Source organism: Halobacillus sp. AWM4_238 (genome assembly GCF_056158265.1).
Genome location: NZ_JBSWSY010000002.1, coordinates 422,022 through 437,026, shown reverse-complemented (window position 1 = coordinate 437,026; position 15,005 = coordinate 422,022). Strand labels below are relative to the sequence as shown.

Here is a 15,005-nt window from a genome sequence, read left to right as displayed (position 1 = left end):
TCGGAATCGGTACACCATTCATTAAATATTAGAATATTTATACTCTCTTATGATTCAAAAGATTCCGATACCTTAATCAGGTCTTCTTTGGTAATACTAGTCTCTCCATGTTCAGAAAAAGACTTCATAATATAATGAATGCCTCCCTGTTCCCATCTCAACGTTTTGTTCCCTGAATCATTCTCAAAATATTTGCCAGTTCTCTCCTCTATTTGTACTTCTTCATATTCTTCTTCTAAGCTCGAAGATACTGTACCTTCGCCAAAAGTAAGCAGACTAATGTGTTCCTTTCCTTCTCCATAGAAGTCAAACGTTAACTTTTCAACCGGTCCCTGAACTTTAGGAGGAATACTGATGTCCTTTTGTACTACGTTAAAAGGGAGCTGTGTTGGAAGTTGTGGCTGAAAAGACAATTCCTCCATCTTATCCTTCCGTTCACCTTGGTTAAAATCTTGTATTTCATTGACCGAGCTGCACCCGATCAACACAACGGATAAAGTCAGCAGGAGCATGAACAGTTTCTTCATATTCTCTTCCTTTCTGTCAGAATCGTATGATGTAGGATGAAATAAAACCATAAACTTGTAAGGTCGGTTTATTCACCTAACTTAGCTTAAAGACTCGCTCGTTTTTCCTCCTCTAGTGTCTTCCAATCGTTTCATTACCTTTGATTTAATTTGCTTGCAATATCCCACAACAAACCTGTAATGACTCCTATGAATATGGCAAATCCATACAAATAAGTCATATCTTGAGCTGACAACATAATGATACACGTATGGACGACAAAACCTGCCATACCTCCCCCGAATGCAGCTATTAAGGTTAAGCCTTCTTTTTTGTTTGTTCCAGTTTTGGTCACTCTGCTTCCCTCCTTCTCGTAGTCCCGAACTGAGAAAGGCTTCTACTTTTTCCTACGATTGCATATCGGTTTCGTTTCAAAAAACCTTACATTCTCTATTATAATGAGTGGCAACGGATGGAAGATTAACATGAAAAAGGAAAAGATGTATACAAAGAAAAGCCGGCGCTACTGTTAAGCCCCGGCTTCATGTAATCAGCTTTCCGTTTTTCTCAAGAATCCTCATGTTTTCCTTGCGTAAAGTACGCGGGAGCGGATTTGATATGCAAATCCCGTTGAGGAAAAGGAATTTCGATCCCATGTTCATTTAACTGTTCATAGATCGAGAAGTTAAGCTCACTTTTCATGCGGATGACTTCTTTTGGATCGGAAATCCACACAAATAGTTCAAAGTCCAACGATGAATCACCGAACCCTTTGAAATTAACAAAAGGTGCGGGTGAATCCAGAACAATCGCATTCTCTTGTTTAGATAAAGAAGCGACAAGCAGAAGCACATCCTTCACCTGCTGTACATCGCTCCCATAAGCAACCCCGATGGGGATTGTTAAGCGCAGTCTGGGATCTGTAAAGGAACGGTTCACCACTTTTTCCTCTAGAAAATAAGAATTCGGAATGATGATGTGTTCATTCTCAAGCGTGCGGACGATCGTCGCTCTCATGCTGATTTTTTGAACATCCCCGATGACATCATCAATGAGCACTCGATCTCCGACTTTAATCGGACGTTCAAATAAAAGAATTAAACCCGATATAAAATTGGAGGCGATGTTTTGCATACCAAACCCGATTCCCACTCCTAACACACCTGCAAAGACAGTCAGGGCACTCAAATCGATGCCGACCGTTGTCAGACTCACTAAAACCGCGATCACCATGATCAAATAGTGAACAACACGCTCCATGGTGAACTGGATGCCTTTATCCAAATGGTGACGTTCAAAGAAAAAGGGCAAAAGATGTTCGTTCAGGATTTTTGAGAGTCTGTAGGCAAAGGTGATGATCAAGATCGCAATAATGATGAGAAACAGCGTTATATCTACTTGACCGATGGAGAAGAGCGGATACAACAGCCAGTCGGAATCAGAAAAATAGAAGATCACGAATAAAAGCAAACCATTGAACACAACCCAATTGATCAAAGATAGGGCTGCTTTCTGTACGTTTCCTTTTTCGTTGAAAACACGATGGATCAATACGTTGGAGATCCATCGAAGCAGGAAAAGAAACACTAAAAAGCCCAAAACTATAAAAGTATCTTGCCAGGGCCACTCATTCAGCAGATTAATCGACATAAGAACTCACTCCATACAAGTCTATGATCCTTTTCTTCTTTCTATAGTATATTAAACAAAAGACCGGAAACTCCTCCCTCCTACCATGCAGGTAAGCATGGACCCTATTCGCGTGTACCCATTCCCCTCCCCATCAGGAATTCCCATCTATGAACCTCTTTTCATTTTTTACCTCATGAACCAATGAAGGGTTTTCTATTTTCTTCCTTTACAAGAAAAGTATATAATACTACACAGGCTATCCCAACTAATCGCACTCTTCCTCGCACATCAGAAAGCTACCGAGAACAGGAGCTTAGATGCTCAATGCTCTCACGTACGAGGAAAATCTCTTCCATACACAGGTGATTTCAATGATATTAAAAGAACTGATTTCCAACTTAGCCCTATTGATCGCATCGTTATTCGTTTATACTCAATCCACCAATGCCGCTCCTCTGAGCCGATCCTCTACGTTTAAAAACAAATTCGTCTCTGGAATTCTTGCAGGGGTGCTGAGCAATGTGTTGATGCAGTACAGCATGCAATTTGGCAGCACCATCGTTGATTTACGCCATATTCCGGTCATCCTGGTCGGTTATTACGGAGGAACCATACCTGCAGTGACATCCATGATCCTCGTCATCATGGGACGTTTCTTTATCGGGTTCAATGTTTCATCCATCCTTGCCGTATTACTGATTGTTGCCATCACACTCTTTACTTTAGTGATCACTAGACTGGACATGACGAAGCGCGTAAAAATCTTTCTTACGTTAACCGCATCCAACGTCATTTTCACATTGTTGATCGTCTATCTATTACAAAGCCCTGCGACCCTTACAATCCTGGTCCCTGCTTTTTGGATCATCTCTTACACCGCCGGATTCGTTTCTTTTTATGTCGTTGAATACGTCCGCAGAAGTCAAAATCTCTTGAACAAATACAAATCAGAAGCAGCGACCGATGGATTGACCGGGTTGAACAATGTTCGTAAATTCGACCAGGCTTTCAATGAAATCGCAGCTCAATCCGTTCATAAAGAAGAAAAGCTGTCCCTTTTGTACATCGATATTGACCATTTTAAAAAAGTGAACGACACGTACGGCCATAAAGAAGGCGATCAGGTGTTGATCGAACTCAGCCGCATCCTTAAAAATACAGTACGATCGTTTGATATTGTCAGCCGAAATGGTGGAGAAGAGTTTACGGTCATTCTATTGGATTGTCCTACAGATCGAGCGCATGAAATCAGTAAAAGAATCAGAGAAAAAGTGGAAACCCACCCTTTCCTCTTAACCACAGGTCAAATCATCCAAATTACCGTTTCCATCGGACTCGCCTGTTACAACGAAACGACCAGTGAGCCGAAACTATTGATCCAAGAAGCGGATCACGCGTTGTATGATGCCAAACAAACCGGCAGGAATAAGGTCTGCATCTCCCCCGGCCTCGAATGGGCGAGCCGACAAGCGTAACTACTCTTAGTTGCGCTTTTTTATGTACACTCCATGCTTTCATGTTTCAGTTTAAGGGAATGGATTGCCACCGAAACGACATCAAATAAAATTCACACGGTTACATATATATAGGAGAGGCAGAGATCTGGTGTGAAAGGGTGAGGTTGATGGAAAAAAAGAAACGGCCGAACATACTCGTCTTAATGGTCGACCAAGAGAGATATCCTTCGGTTTATGAAACAAAGGAAATGAAAGAATGGCGAAAAAAGAACTTAGTAACACAGAACGCATTACGCAAGAACGGCATGGAGTTTTTGAGTCATTATGCTGGCAGTACGGCTTGTTCTCCCAGTCGAGCAACGCTCTACACCGGGCAGTACCCGTCCCTTCACGGGGTGACCCAGACCACAGGAGTGGCAAAAGGACCGTTCGATCCGGATGTTTTTTGGCTCGATGCGAATACAGTACCGACCATCGGAGACTATTTTCGTGAAGCAGGCTACCAAACCTATTGGAAAGGAAAGTGGCATGCCTCTGATGAAGACATTTTGGTACCAGGGACAAAAGACGCCTTTCCAAGCTATGACCCGAACACTGGAGTCCCAAGTGAGGAAAAGGAGAAAATCTATCAGGAGGCGGACCGCCTCGATCGCTTCGGATTTTCCGGATGGATCGGACCTGAACCTCACGGAACGGATCCACGCAATTCAGGATCCTCAGCAGCTATAGGAACGAGTGGCCGTGATGAGGTCTATGCTTCTGAAACCATCGAACTAATCCAGTCTTTGGAGAAACAATCCTGTGATTCGCCGTGGTTCATCATGTGTTCCTTCGTCAACCCTCATGATATCGCTTTGTATGGCGTTCTGACTGCTCTATCACCTGCTTATCAATTCAACATCGATCCGACACTGCCTCCAATCCCACCGGCACCAACGCAGCAAGAATCACTCTCAACGAAACCAGATGCACAAGAAAGTTACCGCGTGACGTATCCGCAAGCTTTACAGCCGATCATTGACCAGCCCTTCTACCGACAGCTCTACTACAGCTTACAAAAGCAGGCAGATGAAGACATGCATAAAGTTTTCAGAGCCCTTCAGACTTCTACCTTCTATGAAGACACGATCGTCCTTTTCACTTCCGATCACGGCGAATTGCTTGGTGCGCACGGAGGACTTCACCAAAAATGGTATAACATCTACGAAGAATCCATTCACGTTCCGCTCATCATCCATAGCCCGACGCTTTTCTCCCAACCTGAACAGACAGATATGCTAACAAGCCATGTCGATCTCCTGCCGACCATGCTCGGGCTTGCCGGGATTGATGCAGGTGATATACAAAAACGATTAAAAAAAACACATACAGAGGCCCACCCATTGGTCGGAAGGAATCTGACCCCTCTGCTTCACGGAAGGAAACACTTTTTCAGAGCCAACGAACCGCTCTATTTTATGACCGATGATGATATCACCAAAGGATTGAACCAGACGTCCGCTTCAGGTCTCCCTTACGAATCCGTCGTACAGCCAAATCATATCGAAGCGGTCTTTACAAAAATAAAAACAGGAAAAGATCATCAAGAAGAAACATGGAAATTCGCCCGCTATTACGATAACCCCCAATTTTGGAGTGACCCCGGCTGTAGTGATACGGTACAGAAACAAGGAAAGAGTCTGGAGGTGGATGAGTCGATCCAATGTTCCTGCTGTGTAACGAAAACCAAGACAGAACCTGTGCCTTCTCAGTACGAACTTTATAATCTGACGACAGACCCTCTGGAAGAAAAGAACCTTGCCTCCCCTACCTATGCGACACCGGAATCAAGAATCATCGAACAGTTATTGCTCAACACCTTGGAACAACAATGCAACCAAAAGAGGTTGGAACCTTCGAGTGGTGAAGTTCCGGGCATGCCTTCATGCAATGGCCAGGAAAACTAGCGAAAATCTATAAAAAAAGGATGAATCTTGACCAGGTTCATCCTTTTTTTATAGATTTTTGATGTAGAACACTCTTATATACAAGACTCCTAAACATGTAAAAAAAAGTAGAGGAAATAACCACCCCACACCTACGCATCCCTCCAGCAATCCACCGACTAATCTTCGGAATCTGCCTTTCTTGTTCTTACCGTCATCTTGCAGTCCGGTCACTTTTTCACCTGCTCTAAGTCCCTGCATCACGTACTCAAGAATGAATAGAAACGACTCTATGATTCATCCCCCATCTTCCTGATGACGATCCTATCAAACGTTGAAGCCTAACGATCCAAGAAAAATGTATCACCCTCTCTACCACATAAAAAAGACCAAATCTCTCTAGAGTAATTTGGTCTTTGCATTCTTAGGCGTTTACAAAATCAACTGCATCTTAAGGTCACGGCCTTTTTGCTCCATCTTTGAAAAGCCAATTTTTTCGTAAACACGTATGGCTGCTTTATTTTCAACATCCACTTCCAAGCGTATTTCTTCTATGTTTTGTTCGTAGTGCTGTACGCCAAATGCTATCCCCTGCTTGACGAATGCATCGCCTAACCCTTTGCCTATTAAATCAGGTCGTAAAGCAAGCCCAATCCAGATCACACGGTCATCCTTCGTAAACTCGAACAACCCAGCAACATCATCCTCCAGAAGAGCGGCATACCCCTCACAACCCCCAGGACCACGTAACTCTCCCTTCAGATCGAAAGACTCAAAATAAGGCGTCATCATTACTTTTTCTATGAAACCATCATAATTCCATGAATGGATTTGTTTCACATCATCCAACTGGATCGGTCTGAACTTGAATTCCAACAGACTCCCTCCTTCTAAACTCCCCCTGCTTTCACACCCGACTTTTCCCTGTAGTCAGTGGATGACTCCTCAAAAAGATTTCATCCTCTTTCAGGAGACAACGCTTCATCTAATTTCCCATTATCAATAAGGGTAATCTTGATAATCTCTCCGTTGTCATTGGTATTTATTCTACCAGAAACTTTTGTCGTATTGGTCTCCCCATCTTTGCTGTACTGTACTTCTACTTCATACATGTACGCATGATTTTCAGGACTGCCTACTTGCTCGACCTTTATATTCTTCGGCTCCATTTGATATCCGGAAAAGAAAGCGCTCCGGGTTCGATCAAGAGCGTATCCATTCGAGAAGGCTCTGAAGTCTTCTTCCGGTACCAAAGGCTTATAATTTTCTTCTAGATACCTTTCCATTCTCCTTGCCCCTTCCTCGAACTTTTCTTTGCTTCCGTCCTGTGGTTCATCAGCATAAAACAACGCATACGCTTCAGACAATTCTTCATCAGGACCCGTGAACTCGAGTTCCAAATATGTTCGGATGTTCTTCTTATGTTCCTCACCATCAGACACCTCGTCAGAATTTTCCTGTGCTTCTTCAACCATCCCTTGGTCTGTCTTCTCTTCTTCATTGTTCTCTGATGTGGATGCATCGGAACAGCCAGCCGCTAAACTTACGGCCAACGTTACGGTTGTGATTTTCACTCTCATGCCCATCATAATCATACCTCCTGTATGGTTGTCTTCTACCTTCTACGAATACTGGAAAGATTTGGTTTCACTGTCATTCCCTTGCTTTACTCAAATAAAACATGCAAAAGACGCAATCCTATTAGAAGGATTGCGTCTTTCTCGTGTCATTCAATAACGATCTGAATCGCTTTCCTAACGGTAAACACTAGCACATGTTCCAGCTACAGGCTCATAATAACAATGATTCTTATATCGCCCTGTCAGCTGCTGACCAAACCAAGTCGGTGGGCACGTTGCATTTGGATTGAAATACCATAACGCATACTTAGCCGGGTGCTCCCGCCAGAATTTCAGATTCTTTTCTGCCAGCCTTTTCTCTGTAGACCTCGCCCGGTTATAGAAAAGGTTGCCCTTCTGGACCGCTTCAAACGAATAATTCCCACCTTGCACTTGATAGATCACTTGTGGAATGGTCCTTACATCCGTGAAGTCGAGACAGTCCGCCGACGCGCGGTTCACGATGACATTGCCGACATACAGCATCCCCTGCTTCCCTTCACCTACCGCCTCTGCCCGCATCATCCGGGCCATCAAAGCCACATCTGAATCTGTATATTTCACTCTTGGCATTTTCCTCACCCCAACATATTGTATGAATGAAGTGGGTGAAGATGTCATGATTTATGCATAATCCCTATTGGACTCCCCCGCTTAAGCAATGGACCGATAAAATAGAACCAATCAATAAAGGTTCCCTGGCTCGCGATAGCCAAGGAACCTTTACTCCGATTCATTTAAGGAGTTGGAATTTCTCCTCCTGCTGCTTCATACCTGGCATAAAATTCTTGCAGAAATTGATTCGTCACATCGGCATCATGAATGAACAACATGTTCTCATCATTGATCTCGTTTCCGTTTGTGCTCCAGTTCGTTGAGCCGACAATCGCAGTCGGATCACTCGTCGGATGGGTGGCATCGATCAACATTGTTTTGGCATGCATCTTACGGTCTTCAGCATCTTCATAGACAGGAGCCGCATGATTCCAACGGACATTCGGGTTGTTCGTTGAAGACTGACTTGCTGTGCGACCCGTCATTTCAATCGACGCCGACCACCATTGATTCCAGAAACTCTGATCAAAGACGCCGCGCACATCAAAACCGGTTAAGCTTCCTTCCAAGTCGTTATAAGAACCTTCCCACTTGTACTTCAATTCATCGACAAGTGCTTGATCACTCCAAGCAAAGATAGAAAAGTAACTGCTGTAATCCGCTTCATTTTTCACAAAAGAGGTCATTTGCCCAATCGCATCATCACCGGCGGAGAAATACACATCCACTTCTTTCCCACCGACGTTCACCGTATGAAGCGTGTTGTCCACTTTTCGACCATGGTAATTGGAAGCGGCAGGATCCGGGTCCATGCCCTGACTTCCCCACATCTCATCAAACTCGGTCTTGAATACGTCAGAGAGGGCTGCCGAATTCAATTCAACGACATGCTGTGTATTCCCTTCAAGAACATCATTCTGCATGTTTTCCTCTGATCCATAAAGACCTGTGACGGTGAAATTCCAGCTTCCTGTAAACACCCATTCCCCGTCGATGACAGCGAACTTGTTATGCATTTGCTCACCAGGAGAATAATAGCTGCCTGCGCTTTTCTCCTCCGCATCCGCAAGCTTGTATCCTGTTTCTGTTCCATTTCCTACTTCTACGGTCACTTGCTCCATCCCGCTCGTTGAAGCCGGTAGTCCGTACTGCTGACGGAGGGTTTGATCTTCAACAGCAAACATGATTGAATCAGAAAACACAGACGTATCATCGCTTGTTCCGATGACATTGTCTTGTCCACGGACCAATTTCTCTACATACAAACGCATCGTTTGATAGCGCTCGGCATAGTGTGGATCGCTTCCATCTTTCGCATCTGCGATCACTCGGACATCCACCCCTTCAGCAGCTTTCGCCATCAAGGCATCAATGATTCCTGGCAGATTGATTTCATAGGTTGCAAGATCGATGGACGTCGTCGCCTCATTGATGCGGTGAATCAATCGATCTTCTAAATTTACATTGTAGTTGGCTTCGTTCCCAGAAGATGCGTAGTCATCGTACGCACACTTGTTAAAATAGACGTTTATACTGCCGGCAGCATCACTGACATTATTTAGATGTTCGCCCGTACTGGAACATCCTGTCGCCTGTGTCGTCGTGTTGGTAGAAGGAGTCCCTAGTCCTTCTGTATATGTATCCGTCGCTGTACGCCAATTGGAAGCATCTGTTCCTGAAACCGAGGGGTCGATGCGCTCCATGGTCGCTTTCGTATCATTATCACCCGCATACCAGGCGTCGACTGAATCGATGATCTGCGTCCCATCACTCAACTCAAGCACTTCTCCTGAATTGCTCATCGCCCCTGAATAAATCAAGTCAGCATTGACAGAAGATACAGTCGAATCGTTGGTCCGCTCAAGTAAATAATATCCGCCGGCCGGAATTGACCCAGTTAATGTAATCTGTGGAGAACCATCCGTTGCATTCAAGGTCCATCCCTCAAGCGAAATGGCTGCCCCTGTCGGATTGTGCAGTTCGATCCATTCATCGTTATAACTGACATCCGTCCCCATCCAGGCGACTTCATTAATGACAACATCATTCGTTCCTGCCGCTTCGGTCACCTGCGATACAGGAATACCCGTCCACCCTAATACAAAAATAAGTACAGCTATAAAACCCGGTTTCCATTTCTTCACGTTTCCATCCTCCATTCACTTTTTTCTCACAATTCTCAACGTACCATAAATGGAGAGTGTAAATTCTGAATTTACGAATCATTTACACGAAACGCATCCAAGGACCTGAATGTTTGAGGAATGAATGAAACTCAAGACATAGAATCTTTCCTCCTTTTTACTTTTTTCATGGAGAGGATAGAAAAAAAGGGTATCCCACTTTTTTTCACAATTAACGTTTCATGTAGATATTTATATAAAAAAACAGAACTTCCGCAAAGTTGGAAGTTCTGTTTGGCTTTATAGAGCTTTCAGCTAAATTGAAAGTTATTCATCCCATTTCAAAAGTTCAGCAATAACGTCAGAGCTACCGGGAAGCAATAATAATGATACCGACATTACTATTAACCCAATACCAATGACAAATAGAAAAATTACTATTTTAACGGAACGAGGCACATCCTTTTTAAGTGCTCCAATTAGAATGAGTACAATCCCGATAACGAGTAAGAATAAATAATAAAATCCCATCAAGACACTCCTCATCATTTTTTCTATGAAACAAAAGTCCTGACTGTCCTTGCTCCCCTAGCAAGCTTACACACAATCACAATTCAAACGTTGCCAAAAGATTGTTCCTCGTTTAGATTTTCTTCCGGCAGACGACTTTCTGAAGATCCTTTCTTGACACGCTTCAGCGTAGCTACGATGAGAAAACTGACGATCACCAATAAGAGCCAGGAACTCACTTTACCTAGATGAACAAGACTCCAGGCGTCTCTCTGATTCGGGTATTCCCAGGCGCCGAAATAAGTGGCAATATTTTCAGCAATCCATATGAAAAAGCCGATCAGCACAAATGAAAGCGCGAGGGGCATCCGGTAATGGCTGCCATTCACCTCATACCGGACCCAGGCCTTCCAAAAAACCACAATCACCAGTCCTGATAACCACCAGCGAATATCGATCCAATAATGATGGGTGAAAAAGTTTAAATAGATGGCAGCCGCAAGGGGCACAACAAACCACGAGGATGGCCACTGCACCAATTCCACCCTCAGCCTTCTCCACGCCTGGCAAAGGTAACTCGCAACACTCGCATACATGAAGCCGCTGTATAGCGGGACTCCAAAAACCTTTGAGTAGGCTACTTCAGGATAAGACCACGAACCCATATGGACCTTGAAAAGTTCAAGTGCAAGCCCGATCACGTGAAACAAGGAAATTACCTTGAGTTCATCGCGTGTTTCAAGACCAGAGCGAACCATCCACCATTGCATCAACAGGCAGATGAGGAGCAGCCAGTCATACCTCGCGAAGAACGGCAGCGGTACCAACTGAGTGACCGCGAGCGAAGCGAAGATGACAACAGGAAACAAACAGGACCATGCCTGCTCCCAACCGAAGTGTAAGAGTTGTTTCAGCGCTCTCATATCCTCCCCGCCCCTCCTATTCTTCGTCTTCCTGATATTCCAAAATGTCCCCAGGCTGACAGTCCAGTGCCTTACAGATCGCTTCTAACGTTGAAAAACGGACAGCCTTCGCCTTGCCATTTTTCAAAATAGAGAGGTTCGCCATCGTGATGCCGACCTTCTCGGAAAGCTCCGTCACACTCATCTTCCTTTTCGCAAGCATCACATCAATGTTGATTATTATCGCCATGATTATTCACCTCAGACCGTTAAATCATTTTCAGATTTGATGATGATCGCTTCTCGTAAAAGCCGCTGCAGGACAGCAGCAAAAACGGCAATCACCGTAGAAGCGAAAACGATGACCATCCCGATAACAATCAGACCAGGCGCGTCATCAATCTCAGCGACCGTATAGATCACCGGCATGAGTACAACGTAAAGAACACTGATCGTGATGGCGCAGTACTTAATAACCCTCAGAGCTTTGACCGATAAGTCTGAGAAGGCGTAGTTGTTGTCGATATAGGTCAATAGCTTGAACGCTTGATACAGAGCAAAATAAAAAGGGACAGCAGTCAAATACATATAAACAAAGACGGCCGGTTCGATCATTGGAAAATCGGACAGCAGAACCCCTGCATACTCAGCAAACTCAGGAACAAAAAAGATACACAAGGCAAGGACCGGCAGGCCGATCAAGACGACCGCCAGTTTCAAAAACAGCGTAGACCCACGTTTCATAAAAACCACCTCACTTCATAATCTCCTTTCACTATACCTCCTCATTTATTGTTTATCAATAAATATATATTAAAAAGGAATATATTTTTATTGAAATTGAGTTGTAGTGTTGCGAATCATCCATAAAACAAAAAAACACAGACCTCTTAAAATCAAGAGGTCCGTGCTTTTCATTTCCCATATTAACCTTTTACCGCTAATCCTTGTTCATAGGCCACAACCGCCTCTTCAAAAACAGCCAGCCCTTGATCAATCTCTTCTTTTGATACAATCAGTGGAGGAATCATCCGAATGACTTCCTGGTGCTTCCCGCAAAGGTAGAACAGCACCCCTTTTTCAAGAGACAAGTCCAGGATACGCATCATCCCTTCTCCATCAGGCTGTCCGGTCACAGGATCCACGATCTCGATTCCAATCATAAGTCCAACGCCCCGGATGTCACCAATCACCGCATGTTGCTCCCTGATTTCCTTCAAACGAGCCACAGCATAAGCTCCGAGCGTTCTTGCATTTTGAAGCAGCTGCTCTTCTTCAATGACATCCAGAGTGGCAAGAGCTGCTGAACAGGCGAGTGGATTCCCTCCGAAAGTCGTTCCATGTGTCCCCATCGGCCACTGGCTCATCAATTCTTTGGAAGCGACGGTGGCACTAAGCGGCATGCCTGAAGCGATGCCCTTCGCAATTGCCATGATATCCGGGGTCACGTCGAACGTTTGAGCCGCAAACCAATCTCCTGTCCGTCCGAATCCCGTCTGTACTTCATCAAAAATCAAAAGAATCCCATGCCGGTCGCAAATTTCGCGCACTTTTTGAAGCCATTCTTTCGGGGGAATAATATAGCCGCCTTCGCCAAGGACCGGTTCAACGATGATACAGGCCACCTCTTCCGGTGTCACTTGATGGTCGAACAACAGGGCAATGTCTTTTTCAAGCTGATCAACACAATACTCGGCTGGGTCTTCTCCATCTGGACAGCCCTTGGGATCAGCATAAGGCACCTGATACGTCAGGCCATTCGGCTGTAAAAATTTACGATATTTGCTTTTTGACGTACTGACTCCTAGTGATCCGATGGAACGACCGTGGAAACACCCGGTAAAAGAAACCACGTAAGGTCGCTTCGTTACATATTTTGCTAACTTCAAAGCCCCTTCAATGGCTTCTGTTCCACTGTTGGCAAAGAAGAAACAATCCAGGTTACCAGGCAGAATCCCTTGCAGCCGATCCGCTACACGTAAAATTGAATCATACATGATCACACCGGACGGACCATGCATGAGTTGATCCACCCCTTCCTTGATCGCTTTTACGACCTTCGGGTGACGGTGCCCTGTATTCGCTACAGCGATTCCTGACGTGAAGTCTAAATACTTCTTCCCATCCGCTCCATAGTAATAGCACCCTTCCTCTTTAACGATGGGTAGATTCGGATGATCTTTCGCCATGCTGGGTGCAAGCAAATCTGGCAAACGCGCGTACAATTCTTCAAAGGATGGTTTCATTTTTCATTCCCCCTAAAAAAATAGACGTTGTGCACCTCTGGTGAATAAGAAAGCCATGAAACGCTGGAGGTGACACGCCTTTTATTTTCAACTGGTTTTAAAATAGGAAGTGGGCAATGACGACAATGATCGGCAATGTAATGACGGTTCTTTGCAGGAAAATCACAGCCAATTCCAAAACAGAAATCGGTATTTTCGATTTGACAAGAAGCACACCTATTTCGGACATGTAAATCAACTGAGTGAGGGACACAGCGGCAATAACGAAACGTGTCAATTCACTTTCAATACCAGAACCAATGACTGCCGGTAAGAACATGTCAGCGAAACCCACCAGCATCGCAGGTGCTGCTTGTGCCGCTTCAGGAATCTGCATCCATTGAAGAAGAGGTACAATCGGCATGGACACATACGTAAAAAAGGGGGTGAATTCCGCAATGATCAAGGCCACGGTTCCGAGCGCCATAACCAATGGAATCAGCGCGAAATAAATATCCGTCACGGTTTGAACCCCTTGTTTCCCTACTTCCTTCAAACTCTTTACTTGGGAGGCTTTGTGGAGCGCTTTATCGACTCCCCATTGAAAATCAGAGACCCCTTCAGGTGTATCTTCTGAGATTTGCATGCCTGTCCCTTCGTAATAAGTATCTGCCTTTCTGGATAAAGGGGGGATGCGGGGACAAATAAACGCAGCGACCAAACCGGCGACGACAACTGTCAAATAGAAAGGCACGAAATACTCTTCCAATCCGATAAAACTGATAACGACCAAACTGAACGCAATGGAGTTAATGGAAAAGTTGGTAGCAATGATCGATGCTTCTCGTTTCGTATAGTACCCTTCCTCGTATTGCTGCGTAGTAATAAGGACACCGACCGTCCCTGCCCCCATCCAGGAAGCAAGCGCATCGATGGAAGAACGCCCCGGCAGCTTGAACACCGGTCTCATCACACGGCGGAGCATCGTACCGATAAAGTCCATCAAACCAAACTGCATGAGTAACGGCATTAAAACACCGGCAAAAAGGAACCAGGCAGCAAGAACAGGAACAAGAGCATAGAGCATTGTTCCTCCTGTCACATCTGAGGTGATAACAGCCGGTCCAATTCCAAAAAGAGTCATAAGGGCAAACACAGCCCCGATGATTCTAGTGCTCAGCCAGAAAGGATGAATATAAAAGAGCTGTTTCAGAAATGGGCTGTTCATGATTATGGCGGGCTGAAAGATCTTCGCAAAAATCGGAACAACCGCAGAAATGAAGAGAATGCCTGTCATCAACCCGGGAAGAACCGGCTCTAAGTATGCCTGAATCGTTTCTGCAAGCACACCGACACCAATCGTAATCTTTCCTCCGTATGGAATAGGAAATAAGAATAAAAACACACCCAATAATGAAGGAATAATCAACCATAGAAAATTCCTTTTGGTTCGATAGCTGTCAGGTTTTGGATCTGAATGGATCTTTTCATAATCGTCCGTCTGTTTCACTTCCATCAATTCCACTCCTTAATAATGTAATAAAAAAGGC

General features: G+C 44.6%; 15 protein-coding genes. 2 read left to right on the top strand and 13 right to left on the bottom strand.

What is annotated here, in order from left to right; all coding sequences use genetic code 11:
• Nucleotides 1-47: 47 nt before the first annotated feature.
• The 3 genes from ACXACN_RS02290 to ACXACN_RS02280 form a co-directional block, all read right to left on the bottom strand.
• Nucleotides 48-527 carry a DUF4367 domain-containing protein gene (locus tag ACXACN_RS02290; RefSeq protein ID WP_474961989.1) on the bottom strand — a complete coding sequence of 160 codons (480 nt, stop codon included), beginning with the start codon at nt 525-527 and terminating at the stop codon, nt 48-50.
• Between the two features lie 134 nt (nt 528-661).
• On the bottom strand, nt 662-862 hold the full coding sequence (locus ACXACN_RS02285; RefSeq protein ID WP_474961988.1) for a hypothetical protein: 201 nt from the start codon (nt 860-862) through the stop codon (nt 662-664).
• Nucleotides 863-1,074: 212 nt separating this feature from the next.
• Nucleotides 1,075-2,157, bottom strand: a complete 1,083-nt coding sequence (locus ACXACN_RS02280; RefSeq protein WP_474961986.1) for a mechanosensitive ion channel family protein — start codon at nt 2,155-2,157, stop codon at nt 1,075-1,077.
• 353 nt (nt 2,158-2,510) lie between these two features.
• Here ACXACN_RS02280 and ACXACN_RS02275 point away from each other — a divergent pair, with 353 nt between their 5' ends.
• A complete protein-coding gene (locus ACXACN_RS02275; RefSeq protein ID WP_474961985.1) occupies nt 2,511-3,614 on the top strand; it encodes a GGDEF domain-containing protein in 1,104 nt (367 codons plus the stop codon).
• Between the two features lie 149 nt (nt 3,615-3,763).
• Entirely contained in the window at nt 3,764-5,542 is a 1,779-nt protein-coding gene (locus tag ACXACN_RS02270; protein ID WP_474961984.1) for a sulfatase family protein, read from the top strand.
• A 411-nt stretch (nt 5,543-5,953) separates the two neighbouring features.
• Here the strand turns inward: ACXACN_RS02270 and ACXACN_RS02265 are convergent, their stop codons facing one another.
• The 10 genes from ACXACN_RS02265 to ACXACN_RS02220 all read right to left on the bottom strand — a co-directional run bounded on the left by ACXACN_RS02265 (nt 5,954) and on the right by ACXACN_RS02220 (nt 14,971).
• Nucleotides 5,954-6,397: a GNAT family N-acetyltransferase gene (locus tag ACXACN_RS02265; RefSeq protein ID WP_474961982.1), complete on the bottom strand. Its 444-nt coding sequence runs from the start codon at nt 6,395-6,397 to the stop codon at nt 5,954-5,956.
• 80 nt (nt 6,398-6,477) lie between these two features.
• Nucleotides 6,478-7,110, bottom strand: a complete 633-nt coding sequence (locus ACXACN_RS02260; protein WP_474961980.1) for a hypothetical protein — start codon at nt 7,108-7,110, stop codon at nt 6,478-6,480.
• 165 nt (nt 7,111-7,275) lie between these two features.
• Entirely contained in the window at nt 7,276-7,713 is a 438-nt protein-coding gene (locus ACXACN_RS02255) for a cell wall hydrolase (RefSeq protein ID WP_474961979.1), read from the bottom strand.
• A 164-nt stretch (nt 7,714-7,877) separates the two neighbouring features.
• Entirely contained in the window at nt 7,878-9,839 is a 1,962-nt protein-coding gene (locus ACXACN_RS02250) for a phospholipase D-like domain-containing protein (RefSeq protein ID WP_474961977.1), read from the bottom strand.
• 306 nt (nt 9,840-10,145) lie between these two features.
• Nucleotides 10,146-10,349: a hypothetical protein gene (locus ACXACN_RS02245; protein WP_474961976.1), complete on the bottom strand. Its 204-nt coding sequence runs from the start codon at nt 10,347-10,349 to the stop codon at nt 10,146-10,148.
• A gap of 83 nt (nt 10,350-10,432) precedes the next feature.
• Nucleotides 10,433-11,251 (bottom strand): DUF817 domain-containing protein, encoded by an 819-nt coding sequence (locus tag ACXACN_RS02240; protein ID WP_474961975.1) that lies wholly within the window; start codon nt 11,249-11,251, stop codon nt 10,433-10,435.
• A 16-nt stretch (nt 11,252-11,267) separates the two neighbouring features.
• Nucleotides 11,268-11,480, bottom strand: coding sequence for a helix-turn-helix domain-containing protein (locus tag ACXACN_RS02235; protein WP_226588511.1), 213 nt, complete (start codon nt 11,478-11,480; stop codon nt 11,268-11,270).
• Nucleotides 11,481-11,491: 11 nt separating this feature from the next.
• Complete coding sequence (locus tag ACXACN_RS02230) at nt 11,492-11,974, bottom strand: DUF2975 domain-containing protein (RefSeq protein WP_474961973.1); 483 nt, start codon at nt 11,972-11,974, stop codon at nt 11,492-11,494.
• A 182-nt stretch (nt 11,975-12,156) separates the two neighbouring features.
• On the bottom strand, nt 12,157-13,476 hold the full coding sequence (locus ACXACN_RS02225) for an aspartate aminotransferase family protein (RefSeq protein ID WP_474961972.1): 1,320 nt from the start codon (nt 13,474-13,476) through the stop codon (nt 12,157-12,159).
• A 97-nt stretch (nt 13,477-13,573) separates the two neighbouring features.
• Nucleotides 13,574-14,971, bottom strand: a complete 1,398-nt coding sequence (locus tag ACXACN_RS02220) for a YjiH family protein (RefSeq protein WP_474961970.1) — start codon at nt 14,969-14,971, stop codon at nt 13,574-13,576.
• Between the last annotated feature and the right edge of the window lie 34 nt (nt 14,972-15,005).

Excerpts from the sequence above, each read along its gene's own strand:
- ACXACN_RS02290 (WP_474961989.1), bottom strand. The coding sequence starts at position 527 with ATGAAGAAACTGTTCATGCTCCTGCTGACTTTATCCGTTGTGTTGATC.
- ACXACN_RS02280 (WP_474961986.1), bottom strand. The coding sequence starts at position 2,157 with ATGTCGATTAATCTGCTGAATGAGTGGCCCTGGCAAGATACTTTTATA.
- ACXACN_RS02275 (WP_474961985.1), top strand. The coding sequence starts at position 2,511 with ATGATATTAAAAGAACTGATTTCCAACTTAGCCCTATTGATCGCATCG.
- ACXACN_RS02270 (WP_474961984.1), top strand. The coding sequence starts at position 3,764 with ATGGAAAAAAAGAAACGGCCGAACATACTCGTCTTAATGGTCGACCAA.
- ACXACN_RS02260 (WP_474961980.1), bottom strand. The coding sequence starts at position 7,110 with ATGATGGGCATGAGAGTGAAAATCACAACCGTAACGTTGGCCGTAAGT.
- ACXACN_RS02255 (WP_474961979.1), bottom strand. The coding sequence starts at position 7,713 with ATGCCAAGAGTGAAATATACAGATTCAGATGTGGCTTTGATGGCCCGG.
- ACXACN_RS02245 (WP_474961976.1), bottom strand. The coding sequence starts at position 10,349 with ATGGGATTTTATTATTTATTCTTACTCGTTATCGGGATTGTACTCATT.
- ACXACN_RS02240 (WP_474961975.1), bottom strand. The coding sequence starts at position 11,251 with ATGAGAGCGCTGAAACAACTCTTACACTTCGGTTGGGAGCAGGCATGG.
- ACXACN_RS02235 (WP_226588511.1), bottom strand. The coding sequence starts at position 11,480 with ATGGCGATAATAATCAACATTGATGTGATGCTTGCGAAAAGGAAGATG.
- ACXACN_RS02230 (WP_474961973.1), bottom strand. The coding sequence starts at position 11,974 with ATGAAACGTGGGTCTACGCTGTTTTTGAAACTGGCGGTCGTCTTGATC.
- ACXACN_RS02225 (WP_474961972.1), bottom strand. The coding sequence starts at position 13,476 with ATGAAACCATCCTTTGAAGAATTGTACGCGCGTTTGCCAGATTTGCTT.
- ACXACN_RS02220 (WP_474961970.1), bottom strand. The coding sequence starts at position 14,971 with ATGGAAGTGAAACAGACGGACGATTATGAAAAGATCCATTCAGATCCA.